General features: G+C 35.1%; 16 protein-coding genes. 9 read left to right on the forward strand and 7 right to left on the reverse strand.

What is annotated here, in order from left to right; genetic code table 11:
* Positions 1 to 48: 48 nt before the first annotated feature.
* The 6 genes from cmk to QW060_RS11935 all read right to left on the reverse strand — a co-directional run bounded on the left by cmk (position 49) and on the right by QW060_RS11935 (position 7,369).
* Positions 49 to 735 (reverse strand): (d)CMP kinase, encoded by a 687-nt coding sequence (gene cmk, locus QW060_RS11910; protein ID WP_290363770.1) that lies wholly within the window; start codon positions 733 to 735, stop codon positions 49 to 51.
* Positions 736 to 754: 19 nt separating this feature from the next.
* The gene (gene porQ / locus QW060_RS11915) at positions 755 to 1,768 is read right to left on the reverse strand and encodes a type IX secretion system protein PorQ (RefSeq protein ID WP_290363771.1); all 1,014 of its coding nucleotides are present in this window, start codon (positions 1,766 to 1,768) and stop codon (positions 755 to 757) included.
* Positions 1,769 to 1,877: 109 nt separating this feature from the next.
* Positions 1,878 to 4,331: an endopeptidase La gene (gene lon, locus QW060_RS11920; protein ID WP_290363772.1), complete on the reverse strand. Its 2,454-nt coding sequence runs from the start codon at positions 4,329 to 4,331 to the stop codon at positions 1,878 to 1,880.
* A 193-nt stretch (positions 4,332 to 4,524) separates the two neighbouring features.
* Positions 4,525 to 5,121: a hypothetical protein gene (locus QW060_RS11925; protein WP_290363773.1), complete on the reverse strand. Its 597-nt coding sequence runs from the start codon at positions 5,119 to 5,121 to the stop codon at positions 4,525 to 4,527.
* A 74-nt stretch (positions 5,122 to 5,195) separates the two neighbouring features.
* Complete coding sequence (locus QW060_RS11930; protein ID WP_290363774.1) at positions 5,196 to 6,512, reverse strand: MFS transporter; 1,317 nt, start codon at positions 6,510 to 6,512, stop codon at positions 5,196 to 5,198.
* Between the two features lie 47 nt (positions 6,513 to 6,559).
* Entirely contained in the window at positions 6,560 to 7,369 is an 810-nt protein-coding gene (locus QW060_RS11935) for a M48 family metallopeptidase (protein ID WP_290363775.1), read from the reverse strand.
* 97 nt (positions 7,370 to 7,466) lie between these two features.
* Between QW060_RS11935 and QW060_RS11940 the strand changes: the two genes are divergently transcribed.
* Together QW060_RS11940 and msrB are read left to right on the forward strand one after the other, a co-directional pair.
* Positions 7,467 to 8,369 (forward strand): alpha/beta hydrolase, encoded by a 903-nt coding sequence (locus QW060_RS11940; protein ID WP_290363776.1) that lies wholly within the window; start codon positions 7,467 to 7,469, stop codon positions 8,367 to 8,369.
* 85 nt (positions 8,370 to 8,454) lie between these two features.
* Positions 8,455 to 8,841 carry a peptide-methionine (R)-S-oxide reductase MsrB gene (gene msrB, locus QW060_RS11945; RefSeq protein WP_290363777.1) on the forward strand — a complete coding sequence of 129 codons (387 nt, stop codon included), beginning with the start codon at positions 8,455 to 8,457 and terminating at the stop codon, positions 8,839 to 8,841.
* Here msrB and QW060_RS11950 read toward each other — a convergent pair.
* Positions 8,838 to 9,566, reverse strand: a complete 729-nt coding sequence (locus QW060_RS11950) for a biotin--[acetyl-CoA-carboxylase] ligase (RefSeq protein ID WP_290363778.1) — start codon at positions 9,564 to 9,566, stop codon at positions 8,838 to 8,840. The genes msrB and QW060_RS11950 overlap by 4 nt on opposite strands.
* Before the next feature lie 95 nt (positions 9,567 to 9,661).
* On the opposite strand from QW060_RS11950, the gene rsfS reads away from it, so the two are divergent.
* The 7 genes from rsfS (at position 9,662) to QW060_RS11985 (ending at position 15,177) form a co-directional block, all read left to right on the forward strand.
* On the forward strand, positions 9,662 to 10,042 hold the full coding sequence (gene rsfS / locus QW060_RS11955; protein WP_290363779.1) for a ribosome silencing factor: 381 nt from the start codon (positions 9,662 to 9,664) through the stop codon (positions 10,040 to 10,042).
* 3 nt (positions 10,043 to 10,045) lie between these two features.
* Positions 10,046 to 11,992 (forward strand): ATP-dependent zinc metalloprotease FtsH, encoded by a 1,947-nt coding sequence (gene ftsH, locus QW060_RS11960; protein WP_290363780.1) that lies wholly within the window; start codon positions 10,046 to 10,048, stop codon positions 11,990 to 11,992.
* A gap of 106 nt (positions 11,993 to 12,098) precedes the next feature.
* The gene (locus QW060_RS11965) at positions 12,099 to 12,701 is read left to right on the forward strand and encodes an LUD domain-containing protein (protein ID WP_290363781.1); all 603 of its coding nucleotides are present in this window, start codon (positions 12,099 to 12,101) and stop codon (positions 12,699 to 12,701) included.
* Positions 12,637 to 13,497 (forward strand): phosphatidate cytidylyltransferase, encoded by an 861-nt coding sequence (locus tag QW060_RS11970; protein ID WP_317623177.1) that lies wholly within the window; start codon positions 12,637 to 12,639, stop codon positions 13,495 to 13,497. The genes QW060_RS11965 and QW060_RS11970 overlap by 65 nt, the downstream gene beginning before the upstream one ends.
* Positions 13,497 to 14,156, forward strand: coding sequence for a phosphatidylserine decarboxylase family protein (locus QW060_RS11975; RefSeq protein WP_290363782.1), 660 nt, complete (start codon positions 13,497 to 13,499; stop codon positions 14,154 to 14,156). The genes QW060_RS11970 and QW060_RS11975 overlap by 1 nt, the downstream gene beginning before the upstream one ends.
* Positions 14,156 to 14,416, forward strand: coding sequence for an acyl-CoA-binding protein (locus QW060_RS11980; RefSeq protein WP_290363783.1), 261 nt, complete (start codon positions 14,156 to 14,158; stop codon positions 14,414 to 14,416). The genes QW060_RS11975 and QW060_RS11980 overlap by 1 nt, the downstream gene beginning before the upstream one ends.
* A complete protein-coding gene (locus QW060_RS11985) occupies positions 14,413 to 15,177 on the forward strand; it encodes a superoxide dismutase (RefSeq protein ID WP_290363784.1) in 765 nt (254 codons plus the stop codon). The genes QW060_RS11980 and QW060_RS11985 overlap by 4 nt, the downstream gene beginning before the upstream one ends.
* Positions 15,178 to 15,292: the final 115 nt, after the last annotated feature.

Genomic DNA, 15,292 nt, shown 5'->3' on the forward strand with positions numbered 1-15,292 from the left:
GATGTTTTCAAACAAAAAAAGAAGCTTTGAAAAAAGCTTCCTAAAAGGTTATTTTAAGTGTTGATTAACTAAATCCAGTACGCGCATAAATTGTTCCTCTCGTGTTAGGTGAGAATTATCCAATTCTATGGCATCATCCGCTTTTATAAGAGGAGAATCTGATCTGGTGGTATCAATAGCATCTCTTGTGACAACATTTTCAAAAACAGCCTCAAAAGAAACATTCTCTCCTTTTGCGATTAATTCCTGATAGCGTCTTTCAGCTCTTATTTGAGGTGAAGCAGTCATAAATAATTTTAATTCTGCATTAGGAAACACAACCGTTCCAATATCTCTTCCATCCATCACTACTCCTTTTGTATTGCCAAATTCCTGTTGCTGTTCTACGAGCTTTGAACGCACTTCAGATACTTCAGCAATCTGACTTACAAACTGAGAAACTTCTATAGTCCGGATTTCCCGTTCAACATTTTGTCCATTCAAATACATTTCTGCATAGCCAATTTCAGGATTGAAAACGAAATGTAAACGGATGTCTTTTAAAGAATCAATGAGTTTTTCTTTATCAAAAGAAGTGGTATTGATGAAGTCATGCTGCATGGCATAGTAAGTAACAGCTCTGTACATGGCTCCTGTGTCAACATAGGTATAGCCCAGATAGGCAGCTAATTGTTTTGCAAGCGTACTTTTTCCGGTTGATGAAAAACCGTCAATAGCAATCGTTATTTTTTTCAAAGTAGTAGTGTTTATTATATTACAATTTTACTGTAACGCCAAAAAGGCTTGTATTGGCTGCAATGGTATATCTCGAATAGGAATAATCAAATCTGAAGCGTTTGACACGAATTCCGAAACCTGCAGAAAATCCGGAAAAATGTCTGTTTTCCAATACTTTCATTTCTTCTCCTTTTCTAAAGTTATACGAAAGTCTCAGATTGAAATTTTTATCCGGAAAAAATTCTGTTCCTATGGTTACGTGCCGGATCAGGTTATTAAAGAAACTCACATTCTCTTCTGTTACATTTCCATCCAGATCTGTTTCAGATCTGTTGGGGTTAGAGAATGACACATCCCATTTCTGAAGGTTATCCAGCGTCAGATGCCAGCGAATGGGTACATTTTCTAACTTTTTAGAAATTCCTGCAATAACTTCAAACGGCAGTGATTCCCGCAGTTCGTTATAAGTTGTTATTTGAGTCCCTATATTTCGGAAAGAGATTCCTATATTCCAACCGGTGTCAGGATCAACATATAATCCGCCTATATCAGCAGCTGCCCCGAGAGAATTATAAGATTCCAAGGTTGAAGAAATTAATTTAAGATTGGTTCCGATATGAAAATTCGTTCCGTCAATATGATACGCATATCCGACAGACAGGGCTACATCATTTCCTGAAAAACTTCCTGTCTGAAACCCGTTTTCATCATAGCCTTCAATAGAACCGTAATTAAGATATGTTACTCCTACATGAAAACTTCTTTCATTGTTAAAAGTTTTGGAATAAGATGCTGTACCAAAATTTACATCTCCGTAATATTTACCGTAGTTTAATGAGAAGCTGTTATCCATTTCACTGTTAATGGCAGCCGGATTGTATAGAGGTTGGTTTACATCACCGTCATAATTCGTAATATTGTTTCCTCCCAACGCTGCCTGACGCGGAGCTCCTATCAATGTCAGAAACTGATAAGCATGATTTCCCCCTACTTGAGTCCATCCAAATTGTGCAACGAAAAGAGCAGAAACCGATAATAATATTTTGCGCATGAAGAGGTGTTTTATTCCGTAACGAATATATTAATTTTTATATTGTCTGAAAAACAAAAAAGATACATTATTTCAAATGTATCTTTTTAAAAAACTTTGCTGTAAGGTGTTAGACCAGCTTTTTAGCATTTTTAACTTTCTGTGGAGTCAATGCCAGTTCAATTACTTCACTCATCCGATCAACATAATGGAATGTCAATCCGGTTAAATAAGCCGGTTTTATTTCGTCAACATCTTTTTTATTTTCTTTACACAGGATGATTTCCTTAATATTAGCTCTTTTGGCTGCCAGTATTTTTTCTTTAATTCCTCCTACCGGCAGTACTTTCCCCCTTAACGTTATCTCTCCTGTCATAGCAAGATTTTTCTTTACTTTTCGTTGTGTAAAACTCGATAATATAGAGGTTAGCATGGCAATACCTGCAGACGGTCCGTCTTTAGGAGTTGCTCCTTCCGGCACGTGTACATGCACTTTATAATTTTCAAATATTTCTGCATTCAACCCGAATTGTTCTGAATTTGCTCTGATGTATTCCAATGCAATGGTTGCAGATTCTTTCATTACCGTTCCGAGGTTTCCTGTCATGGTAAGTGCTCCCTTTCCTTTCGAAATAATTGACTCTATATAAAGAATATCCCCTCCTACACGTGTCCATGCCAGACCTGTAACTACGCCTGCGGTTTCATTATTCTCATATTTGTCATACTCAAAACGGGGTGTACCCAGAATTTTTATGATATCGGCTTCTGTTATTTTTTCATTATAGGATTCTTCCATCACCACTGCCTTCGCAATCCCCCTGACAAGAGTAGCGAGCTGTTTATCAAGCCTGCGGACACCGGATTCACGGGTGTAATTGGCAATGATGAATTCCATTTGCTTTTTATCAATACTGATCGCCTTTGAATCCAGTCCGTGTTCTTTTAATTGTTTAGGCAATAAGTGTTTTCTTCCGATTTCAACTTTTTCTTCTATGGTATAGCCATTCATTTCAATCACTTCCATACGATCCAAAAGTGCCGGCTGTATGGTGTTAAGACTGTTAGAAGTTGCAATAAACATAACTTTGGAAAGATCGTACCCCATTTCCAAAAAGTTATCATAAAACTCATGGTTTTGCTCCGGATCCAATACTTCAAGCATCGCAGAAGACGGATCACCGTTATGCGAACTGGAAAGTTTATCAATCTCATCTAAAAGAAACACCGGATTCGATGTTTTTGCTTTTTTAATGGACTGTATTATTCTTCCCGGCATAGCTCCAATGTACGTTTTTCTATGTCCTCTGATTTCTGCTTCATCGCGAAGTCCTCCCAAAGAAATTCTCACATATTCTCTTCCTAATGATTGTGCTATCGACTTTCCGATTGAGGTTTTACCTACACCGGGAGGTCCGTATAAACACAAAATAGGTGCTTTCATGTCATTTCGCAGTTTGAGAACAGCCATATGCTCAATAATTCTTTTTTTGACATCTTCTAACCCAAAATGATCTTTGTCTAATATCTTCTGAGCAGACTTTAAATCAAATTTATCTTTGGAATATTCATTCCATGGCAATTCAAGCAAAAGTTCCAGATAATTTCTCTGAATTGAAAAGTCAGGGGATTGCGGGTTCATACGTTGCAACTTTGACAATTCTTTTTCAAATTGTTCTTTCACTTTGGCATCCCATTTTTTCTTAGCTCCTTTGTTTTTTAGCTCTTCTATTTCCTGCTCATTAGAAACACCTCCAAGTTCTTCCTGAATGGTTTTTATCTGTTGGTTTAAGAAGTATTCCCTTTGCTGTTGATCTAAATCTACACGAACTTTTGTTTGAATATCATTTTTCAATACCAGTTTCTGATATTCCAGATTGAGTTTCTGAAGAGTATTCAGTGCGCGTGTTTTCAAATCATTAATTTCTAACAATTGTTGCTTTTCCTCAACTGTGAGATTCATATTTGAGGAAACAAAATTGATCAGAAACCAATCACTCTCTATATTTTTAATAGCAAATCCAGCTTCTGAAGGCAGAGAAGGATTTTCATTAATAATCTGTAAAGAAACATCTTTCAGTGATTCGACAATAATTTTAAACTCCTTATCATCTTTATCTGCCCTTGTTTCCGGAACTTCAGAAATAGTTGCTTTGAGGTAGGGTTCTGATTGTGTAATTTCTTCTACCTGAAAACGCTTTTGTCCCTGAAGAATGACTGTGATATTCCCATCAGGCAGTTTCAGTACTTTGAGAATTTTTGCTACTGTTCCGATTTTATGAATATCTTCAAGTTCCGGATTTTCAGTATTTTCATTGATTTGTGCTACTACACCAATAACTTTATTGGAAGCATTTGCATCATTGATTAATTTTATTGATTTATCTCTTCCTGCGGTAATCGGAATAACAACTCCCGGAAATAAAACCATATTGCGCAAAGGCAGTATTGCTATATCAACAGGTAATTTTTCCTTATTCATATCTTCCTCATCCTGAGCAGATAAAAGAGGAATAAATTCAGAATTACCATCTAATTCCTGTAAAGATAAATTGTCAAGTGAAATTATTTTTTCTTGTGCCATATTGTTTTCGGACAATTTGTCATAATCTTTGCTTACATGATTTATAAAAACACCTTGTAATTCTACAACAAATTGATTTTAAATGTTTTAAAAGATATACTTATGTATAACATAACAAATAAGTCAATCTTTGTGCCATAAAAAAATCCCGACATTCTATCGGGATTTCTACATTATATTATTTTTTGATGATCTAATTGGATGTTTGATATTTCACATATTCAAAATATCCGTTTTCAATTTTGATAGGTGACGGAACGGGATTCAATGGCAATCCGTTAACTTCTTTTGGAGGATTCATGGTGTATGAAAAAGTACCTTCAAAATATTGTGCATTGACATTAATAGTATTGACTACCAATGAACCCATATCTGTTATGGTTTCAACATTTTGTGTACTGTATTCCCATGTAAGATCTCTATCCTTAAATGTAGCATAGGTATATTGCAATTGATTGATAGGCACCGGATTTTGAGGATCTATCAAAGATGTATAGTTGGTAGGATAAAACCCTGTAGCCAGTTTTGTCATTTTAATCTTTAAAACAACAGGTGAGAAATCAGTATTTACATCTTTAATTGTTGCCTGAAGCGTAATAAAATTTCCTTCCAGAAATACTTTAACATCGTCCCCTTTTGCAATCCGCGTAATACCGTTTAATTGAAACCTTAATATGGCTTTACCCGGTAAGCTATCGTCTTTTACTACTTCATCAATTTTCTCAGCTTCACAAGACAGTAATCCTGCAGTGGCTATCAATATTAGAACAAGTTGTTTTATTTTTCTCATAACGGACTTGAATGTTAAATTTTTCCAAATATAAAATTATTTTTTAAAAAGAGAAATGCAAAAGACTTTTAATATCATTTTTTAACTAATCTGCTGTCTAATTTATTTAAACGGATGAGTAAGATGACACCGATTATGAAAAAAACAACTAAAAATAAGATGGCATTTTGTACTCTGCCTGTAATCTGAGTTACAAATCCATACATAAACATACCTATTACAATTCCTATTTTTTCCGTTACGTCATAAAAACTAAAAAAAGAGGTTGTATCTGATGTCTTAGGCAATAATTTGGAATAAGTCGATCTGGATAAAGACTGAATACCTCCCATCACAAAACCTACCAGACCCGCTGTAACATAAAACTGAACCGGAGTGACCACAAAATAGGCTATAACACAAATGGCTATCCAAAACAGGTTTATAAAAATTAATGTTTTGATATTACCAATCTTTGAAGATAGTTTTGAAGTTAGGATGGCGCCGATTACCGCAATAATCTGAATAAGCAATATGCTGATGATAAGTCCGGAAGTACGTTGAGAATCCGTTTCCCACGCTACTTCTTTTTCACCAAAATAGGCAGCAATAATCATAACGGTTTGAACGGCCATACTATATACGAAAAAAGCGAGCAAGTAACCTTTCAATACAGGAAGATTTTTAAGCAATTCCCATACTTTTGATAATTCTTTGCCACCTGAAAAAAACACTGCTTTTGAAATCTTTTTGTCGTTTCTTAAATCCGGAAGGTTGCGATAGGAAATCTGACTGAATCCCAACCACCAGATACCAACGAGCAGAAAAGACCAGCGCATGGCTTGTAATTCATTCTCAAATCCAAAAGATTCATATTTCAGTAACATTGCCAGATTGATAAGGAGTAAGATAACACTGCCTATATATCCTAAGGAATATCCTTTGGCACTAATTTTATCCTGTTGTTCTTCATAAGCAATGTCCGGAAGATAGGAGTTATAAAAAACCAGACTTCCCCAAAAACCAATTAATGCCAATCCATAAAAAAGGAGCCCGAATGTAAAAGATTCTAAACTAAAAAAGAAAAGCATCATACATGACAGAGAACCTATTAAGCAAAAGAGTTTGAGAAAAAACTTTTTATTACCAAGGTAATCAGCTACACCTGAAAGTATTGGAGAAATAAAAGCAATAATTAAAAAACCAATGGCAGTAACATAGCTTATGATGGATTCACTCGGAGTATCTACTCCGAAAAAAGAATAAGAATCTATTCCTTCAATGCGAAATAAGGCTCCGTAAAACAATGGAAATATGGAAGATGAAATGACCAAAGCATATACCGAATTTGCCCAGTCATAAAAAGCCCATGAATTCAGAACTTTTTTATCTCCTTTGATAAAGTTTTTCATACTAAAAAATTAAAAAGCAGCCAGGATTGGCTGCTTCAAATATACTATTATTTCTTACCAAATTTAGCGGCTTCTGCTTTGGCTTCCGGAATCAGCTTTTTAATATCATTTATTCGGGTTTGATTACTCGGATGCGTGCTTAAAAATTCAGGAGTGCTGCCTGAGCTCACTTTTTCCATGCGATCCCAGAAAGATACTGCCTGATCCGGATTGTACCCTGCAATAGCCATAAGTATTAATCCCAGACGGTCAGCTTCTGATTCATTACTTCTACTATATGCCATCATTGTCAGGTTAGATCCGATTCCATACACCATACCAAGCCCTTGTTGCAACACCTCAGTACTGTTAGCAGTTGCAGCTCCCAATGCTTTACCGATACCAGACTGCAATATTGCCTTATCTACCCTCTGACGGCTGTGACTTAAAAGAGCATGAGCTACCTCATGTCCCATTACAGTGGCTAATCCCGTTTCATTCTGTGTTACTTTCATAATTCCTGTGTAAACAGCAATTTTCCCTCCGGGCATGCACCATGCATTGATTTCGTTACTTTGTACAAGATTATATTCCCATTTATAGTTGGCAATCTGGCTCTCATACCCTTTTGAACGCATCCATTTTTCAGCTGCCATCTTTATATTCTGGCCAACGGTGTTTACCATTTTTGCATCAGCGGTATTTTTTATTACCTTATTTTCCTTCAGAAATGTTGAGTACTGCTGATAGGCCGCCGGAATAAGTTCCGTGTCTTCATTCGTCAGGGCTAAGGTTTTCTTCCCTGTCAACGGGTTTGTAGCACATGCCATCACTAATGCTGCGGCACTGCTTAGAATAAAAATGTTTTTCGTTTTCATAACATACTTTTTTCAAAATTAATTATTTTTTTTTTGCTCAAAAACTTATGTTAAACAAAATACTAAAAAACCTTAAACCAGCTAACATTTTGTAAATTTGGTATTCACTTATAACTTTTTAGTAAGTTTTTTTGGATTCGCAATGAAAAATAAGAATACAAGTACAGTTCAGATACCTCAATATATTAGATCCTCCGTTAAAGCTTTATCGTTTTTATCGAATAAGTGGGCTACGAAACTGGCTATGAAGCTTTTTATTACCCCATTTAAATTTCCACTTCCAAAACGTGAAATACATATGGATACTTTTTCAGTAAAATATCCTTTAGAATTACCAAAGGCTAAAAAAGATATTCTGGTATATGAAAACGGAAACGGAACAAAAAAAGCATTGCTCATCCATGGCTGGAATGGCAGAGGTACTCAGCTTTTTTCTATCGCAAAAGAATTGACACAGTCCGGATATACAGTAATTAGTTTTGATGCACCGGGTCATGGAAAAGCTTCAAAAAACACATCAGTAATGACCGAATTTATGGAAGCTGCCTTTGTTTTGGAACGTAAATATGACGGTTTTGACATTGTCATAGGTCACTCTCTCGGAGGAATGACGGCAATTAATGTGTTAAGCAGAGGATTTCAAGCGCGAAAAGCTGTTATTATTGGAAGTGGAGATATTATACAGGATATTATGGATGATTTTATCAAAAGAATAGGTCTTAAACCAAAGATTGGGATTAAACTCAAAGAGCTTTTTGAAAAAACATATAATGAAAACATTGACAACTATACCATCAGTAATCAAATACAAAAAGTAAAAATACCTGTTCTTATCATTCATGACAGAAATGATCTGGATGTCCCTTACACAGCTGCCGAGCATATATACAGTAAAGCACCCAATGCAGAATTGTACCTCACCGAAAAATTAGGGCATAGGAAAATATTAGGAAATGGAAATGTATTACAAAAAATTAAAGAATTTATTGAAAAAGATTAGTCCACTGATGATTATCTTTTACACGCTCTTTTTCATAAACTGCAAACAAAACAAGTATGAATCAGCAATCTCTAAACCCAGTACCATGAACACAGAAGATCAAAAATGGAAAGAAAAATTAACTCCTGAAGAATACTATGTTCTCAGAGAAAAAGGAACCGAACGGCCACACACAGGCAAATACAATGATTTTTTTGAGAAAGGATATTATGTATGTGCTGCCTGTGGAAACAAGCTATTTACATCGGATGCGAAATTTGATTCACACTGCGGATGGCCTTCTTTTGATCAGTCTATCGAAGGTTCCGTAAAATATGTAAGAGATGTATCTCACGGAATGATCCGCACAGAAGTAGTTTGTTCTCAATGTGAGGGCCATCTTGGTCATATCTTTGAAGACGGGCCGAAGGAAACTACCGGTAACAGATATTGTATGAACTCTATTTCTTTAAAATTTGTTCCGGAAGATTAATACAGCATTTTAATCTCTTTGAGGTTAAATGATGCAACAACATCGTTTTCCAACATTACTTCTAACTGTCCATTTTTGTTGACTTTTTGAATAATTCCCGGAAAACGGTGTTTTTTTTCGTCTTCGAACATCATGGCCGTACCTTTCTTGTAGAGATTTTCATGATAATATTGCCACTCAAACTCAACTATTTCCAAAAAGTGCTGCATTTTTTCTTTTAAACTGTACACAATTGTTTTCATCAGTTCGATTTTATCGATCACAAGACCTGAACATTCAAGAACAGAAGTTGCTTTTGGCAATCCGCTAAAATCTTTTTGCAAAAGATTAATTCCAATACCGACAACAGACTGTATCGATCCGTCAGATTTGATGTTATTTTCGATCAGTATACCACATAGTTTTTTATTATATGACAAAATGTCGTTTGGCCATTTGACCGCTATATGCTGTAAGCCAAACTTTTTCAAGGCATAAATAACACTGTTAGCCACCATAATATTCAAAGAAAAAATAGACTCTATCTTTAGGTAATCACCATTCAGTAACAAGCTAAAAGTTAGATTGGTATTAGGCTCAGTCAACCATTGAGTTCCCATTTGCCCTTTTCCTTTGGTTTGAAAATCTGCTATAACAACAGTAAAATCTTCTATTTCCAAACGTACTGACAATTCTTTTAAATAATCGTTGGTAGAGGGTATGGCATTGAGTTTGATTATATTCATTTATATAAATAAAACAATTTACACGACAAATTTACATTTTATTAATCATTCATATTTGATAAATTTGCAGATGATAAGTTTCAGAAAATAGATAGATGACAAAAAACAAAATTAACAACGAAGAATTATTAGCCCTAATAATTGAAGGAATAGACAACGTAAAAGGAGAAAATATTGCTATATTGGATTTACGCGAAATTGAAAACACGGTATGTGATTACTTTGTTATCTGCGATGGAAATTCAAACACTCAGGTAAATGCCATCTCCGGATCCATTCAAAAAACTGTTTCCAAAGAATTAAAAGATAAACCCTGGCATGTAGAAGGTACAGAACAGGCGAATTGGGTTTTAATGGACTATGTAAACATAGTTGTTCACATCTTTCAGAAAGAAACCAGAGAGTATTATAATATTGAAGATTTATGGGGTGATGCTAAATTTGTCCAGGTTCAAACTAACTCTAAAACACAATAATGCATGTCTAAGATAAAGTCTAACAAACCGAGGTTTAATCCTTGGTTTTTATATGGGACAATAATACTGGTTATTATTGGATTCAATTTTTTCTCTAATAGTTCCGGTTTTGGAAGTTCTAAAACCATTTCTATTTCTAAATTTTATGATTTTTTAGATAAAGGAGATGTTGAAAAAGTACTTTTCAGCAGAACATCCGCAAAAATTTATCTGACAGAAGCAGCTCAAAAAGCTACAGAAGACAACAAAAAATCAAATAACATCATCGGTCAAATGTCCGAGAGAGGACCGGAATATCTTGTAGATATTGCCAACCCTGAATTATTTGAAAAGAAACTTGAGGAAGCACGTGCTGAAGGAAAAATTAAAGAATATACACCGGAAAAAGACAGTAACTGGAGTGATATCTTTTTCAGTTTTCTGCCTTTAATCATCATCATCGGATTCTGGTTATTTATGATGCGTCGTATGACCGGAGGAGCAGGTGGCGGTGGAGGTGGTCAGATTTTTTCTATAGGAAAATCTAAAGCAAAACTGTTTGATGAGAAAAATGATGTAAAAATCACTTTTCAGGATGTTGCAGGTCTTGAAGGAGCAAAAGAAGAAATTGTTGAAATCGTTGAATTTCTTAAAAATCCTGAGAAATATACTTCTATCGGGGGAAAAATACCGAAAGGAGCTTTGTTGGTAGGACCTCCGGGGACAGGAAAAACTCTTTTGGCGAAAGCTGTAGCAGGTGAAGCAAGAGTACCTTTCTTTTCTCTTTCAGGTTCTGATTTCGTAGAAATGTTTGTAGGTGTCGGAGCATCCCGCGTAAGAGATCTGTTCAAACAGGCAAAAGAAAAATCACCTGCTATCATCTTTATTGATGAAATAGATGCTATCGGTCGTGCAAGAGGAAAAAGTAATTTTTCGGGTTCTAACGACGAACGCGAAAACACTCTGAATCAGCTTTTAACAGAAATGGATGGTTTTGGAACCAATACCAATGTTATTGTATTGGCCGCTACCAACCGTGCAGAGATACTCGACAGTGCCCTGATGCGTGCAGGTCGATTTGACAGACAGATTTATGTTGACTTACCAGATGTTCGTGAAAGAAAACAAATCTTTGAAGTACACTTGCGTAAAATTAAAAAAGTTGACAATCTTGATATTGACTTCTTAGCAAAACAAACTCCGGGATTCTCAGGAGCAGATATTGCCAATGTATGTAATGAAGCTGCTCTTACTGCTGCAAGAAAAGATAAAAAACAGGTTGATAAACAAGATTTTCTGGATGCCGTAGACAGGATTGTAGGTGGATTGGAAAAGAAAAACAAAATCATCAGCCCGGAAGAAAAATATGCGATTGCTATCCACGAAGCAGGTCATGCTACTGTGAGCTGGCTTACAGAACACGCCTCTCCTTTGGTTAAAGTCACCATTGTACCAAGAGGCATCAGCCTCGGAGCAGCTTGGTATTTACCAACTGAGCGCCAGATTGTGAGAACAGAACAAATGTTGGATGAAATGTGTGCTACGATGGGCGGAAGAGCAGCAGAGAAAGTAGTATTTGACAAAATATCTACAGGCGCTTTAAGCGATCTTGAGAAAGTAACCAAACAGGCAAAAGCAATGGTTACCGTTTACGGACTTAATGATAAATTAGGTAACATAACCTATTATGATTCTTCAGGTCAAAGCGAATACAACTTCTCAAAACCGTATTCAGAAGAGACGGCAAAACTTATTGATAAGGAGATATCACAGATGATCGAAGGACAGTATCAGAGAGCGATTCAGATATTGACTGAGAACAAAGATAAATTGATTAAATTGGCTGATTTATTATGTGAAAAAGAAGTCATTTTTAAAGAAGATTTAGAAACAATTTTCGGAAAAAGACCTTTTGACAAGGAAATCATTGAAGATACAACGGAAATATCACCTGATAATACAGCTCAATAAGCTAATTTTGAACATACTAAAAATCCCCGGTTTAACATTTTGTTAAACTGGGATTTTTTTTATCTTTGAATAATGTATATGTTTCGGCTGAAACTAAAATTAAGCTATGAATATTTTTAAAAAGATACTGGGAAACATTGTACCTTCCTTACGGGAGAACGATGAAGAAAAGGAAAGCAAGTATTTGCCTGATAAAATCGTACCCCTTGATGAAGAATTTACTTTAAATTTTAAAAATAACGGAGGAAAATTTTTGTACTGTGAGAATGAAGAAGATCTAAACGAAACATTTATCAGCATTCTACAGGAAAATGATTGGTTTGAAATAGAGGCACAGACTTTCGAATTACCTTTACAATCTTATCTGATTGAGAATCGGTTACTTTATAAAAACCCGGTAAATCCTTTGTTTTTTCTCTGCAACTGTGAGGGTTTGATTTCTCAGGATGGATCTATCTTATTTTCATCTAAACAGTTCTTACACTATAAATCTAACGAACTGCCTAAAAACATTATTGTAATTGGCAGAACAAGTCAGATAACACGTACCAAAAGTGACGGACTCAGAAAAATAAAATACAAATACGGTTCTAATATTCCTTCCAATATTACCACGCTGCAGTGTTTCAAAGAAAGAGTATCGGATGATTTCCTTCAATACGGAATCGAACCAAAAAATCTCTATTTATTACTTCTTGAAGATTTATAGAATGTCTGAAAATGTTATACGTTCCCTATCCGGCATTGTATATATACTTCTCCTAATAGGAGCAACATTATACAGCGACTGGACTTTTCAATTATTATTTCTTTTCTTTTTACTTACGGGTGTCTACGAATTTTCTAAACTCTATAGAATTCCTCTTAAAACAGCCGTTATAGCAACTGTTTTCAGCTTATTAGTGTTTTATTTGATCCGTACAAATTCAGATTTATCCGGATTATTATTGATTGGACTCCCCTTTTCTGCCTATCTGATTGCAGACCTGTTTAAAAATAAACTGGAAATAAAAGAAGCATCTTATATAAAAATCCTGTTTTTGTCAGGTTATATACTTATACCGTTTTTAATACTGTTGCAACTGCCGTTTCTTAGCAATACTTATAATCCATTTATCATCATTGGTATTTTTATCTTAATATGGGTTAACGATACTTTTGCTTATATTTGTGGCAGGGCGTTTGGCAAGCATAAATTATATGAAAAGATTTCTCCCAAAAAAACAATTGAAGGATTTATCGGGGGGTTTATAGCCTCTGTCTGTGCAGCATGCATACTGAGTATTTACTTTCAGTATTTCACAGTCACAACGGGGATTATAAGCGCTCTAATATTAAGCTTATTTGGCACTATAGGTGATCTTGTTGAATCAAAATTCAAACGACAGGCACAGGTCAAAGACAGTGGTAATATTATGCCGGGACATGGCGGTATTCTGGATCGTTTGGACAGTGTATTATTCGCTGCTCCATTTATATTTTTAATGTATCAAATTTTATTATAATGTTTCATAAAGAAGGCGCAAAAATAATTTTAGGATCTGTAATCGTTACTGTAGCACTTATTTTACTCGCAGATTATATCATTCCGGCTCAGCTACATTGGCTAAAAACATTTGTTCAGGTAGTAATGCTTGTATTTTTGATTATTGTACTTCAGTTTTTCAGAAATCCGAAGCGAAATGTTGATGCTATAGAAGATCATTTAATCCTTGCACCGGTAGATGGCAAAGTTGTTGTAATAGAAGAAGTGTTCGAACCAGAATATTTCAAAGACAAAAGGTTGATGGTGTCCATATTTATGTCACCCATCAATGTCCATGTTACAAGATATGCCTTAAACGGTATGGTAAAATATAGTAAATACCACCCGGGAAAATATTTAGTAGCATGGCATCCGAAAGCCAGCGAAGAAAATGAACGCACAACGGTTGTTATAGACAATCCTGTTTTCGGAGAGGTTATGTACCGTCAGATTGCAGGAGCACTGGCCAAACGAATCGTAAATTACGCGAAAGAAGGACAAAGAGCTATACAAGGTGAAGATGCAGGTTTTATCAAATTTGGTTCTCGGGTAGATTTATATCTGCCTTTAGGAACAAAATTAAATGTAGAACTGAAACAAAAAGCAAAAGGAAATAAAACAGTTATTGCCATAAAATAATGGACGATCAGCTCAATAAAGAATTTTTAGAAGCATATAAGAAAGCCTCTTCTACAGATTCTAAAATACCGTCAGATGTAAAACTGAGAATTTACGCCTATTATAAACAGGCTACATCAGACACCCTACAAATGCATGATAACCAACAGGATGATCTTGTAAAAGCTTTTAAATTCAATGCATGGATGCAGATAAGCCATTTGACTAGTGAACAAGCAAAAATAGAATATATTAACCTGATAAAATCTTTAGAATTATGAAAAAAGTCTTTATTGCAAGTATTATAATTGCCGCTTTTATTAGTTGTAACAAAAAGTCAACTTTAGAAGAAGTAGATGTACCTCAGGCTACATCAACAACTACAACAAGTGAAACTACCTCAAATCCGAACGATGTAAAAGCAAACGAAGGAGCTTTCAAAATGTTAGGACTGAATTACGGGTATGCTGATCTTGAGCCTTATATGGATGCGAAAACAGTGGAAACACACTACGCAAAACACCATGTAGGATACACAAATAACCTTAATGAAGCTGTAAAAGGAACCGAGTTAGAATCTAAATCTATAGAAGAAATACTAATCGGAATCGATGGAAAAGACAGCTTTTTAAGAAATAATGCTGGAGGATATTATAACCACAACATCTTTTGGGAGATATTAGGTCCTAAAAAAGGTGGAAAACCAACAGGTAAAGCTGCAGAACTGATCACGAGAGATTTTGGTTCATACGATGCCTTTAAAGAGCAGTTTAAAAAAGCCGGAACTGGCGTATTCGGATCAGGATGGGCATGGTTGATTATGACAGATAACGGAGCGTTAAAAATCATTACAACGGCTAATCAGGACAATCCATTAATGGGCTTTCAGGAGATTAAAGGTTATCCTATCTTGAATCTTGATGTTTGGGAGCATGCTTATTATTTAAAGTATACGAACAAAAGAGCGGAGTATATAGATAATTACTTTAAACTGATAGATTGGGATAAAGTAAATTACAGAATCGATTTACACAGAAAATAAAAGATAAAAAAGAGGAATTTATATAAATTCCTCTTTTTTATTCAACAAAATGTAGAAACATTACACAAGGTTTCACATTAGAAAGAGTATTAGGGACCTATTTTCCTTATTTTTT

The organism is Paenimyroides ceti (genome assembly GCF_030409925.1).

What these genes read in the sequence shown, in the direction of transcription:
- porQ (WP_290363771.1), bottom strand. Translation starts at nt 1,768, where the DNA reads ATGCGCAAAATATTATTATCGGTTTCTGCTCTTTTCGTTGCACAATTT.
- lon (WP_290363772.1), bottom strand. Translation starts at nt 4,331, where the DNA reads ATGGCACAAGAAAAAATAATTTCACTTGACAATTTATCTTTACAGGAA.
- QW060_RS11925 (WP_290363773.1), bottom strand. Translation starts at nt 5,121, where the DNA reads ATGAGAAAAATAAAACAACTTGTTCTAATATTGATAGCCACTGCAGGA.
- QW060_RS11930 (WP_290363774.1), bottom strand. Translation starts at nt 6,512, where the DNA reads ATGAAAAACTTTATCAAAGGAGATAAAAAAGTTCTGAATTCATGGGCT.
- QW060_RS11935 (WP_290363775.1), bottom strand. Translation starts at nt 7,369, where the DNA reads ATGAAAACGAAAAACATTTTTATTCTAAGCAGTGCCGCAGCATTAGTG.
- msrB (WP_290363777.1), top strand. Translation starts at nt 8,455, where the DNA reads ATGAACACAGAAGATCAAAAATGGAAAGAAAAATTAACTCCTGAAGAA.
- QW060_RS11950 (WP_290363778.1), bottom strand. Translation starts at nt 9,566, where the DNA reads ATGAATATAATCAAACTCAATGCCATACCCTCTACCAACGATTATTTA.
- rsfS (WP_290363779.1), top strand. Translation starts at nt 9,662, where the DNA reads ATGACAAAAAACAAAATTAACAACGAAGAATTATTAGCCCTAATAATT.
- ftsH (WP_290363780.1), top strand. Translation starts at nt 10,046, where the DNA reads ATGTCTAAGATAAAGTCTAACAAACCGAGGTTTAATCCTTGGTTTTTA.
- QW060_RS11965 (WP_290363781.1), top strand. Translation starts at nt 12,099, where the DNA reads ATGAATATTTTTAAAAAGATACTGGGAAACATTGTACCTTCCTTACGG.
- QW060_RS11970 (WP_317623177.1), top strand. Translation starts at nt 12,637, where the DNA reads ATGATTTCCTTCAATACGGAATCGAACCAAAAAATCTCTATTTATTAC.
- QW060_RS11975 (WP_290363782.1), top strand. Translation starts at nt 13,497, where the DNA reads ATGTTTCATAAAGAAGGCGCAAAAATAATTTTAGGATCTGTAATCGTT.
- QW060_RS11980 (WP_290363783.1), top strand. Translation starts at nt 14,156, where the DNA reads ATGGACGATCAGCTCAATAAAGAATTTTTAGAAGCATATAAGAAAGCC.
- QW060_RS11985 (WP_290363784.1), top strand. Translation starts at nt 14,413, where the DNA reads ATGAAAAAAGTCTTTATTGCAAGTATTATAATTGCCGCTTTTATTAGT.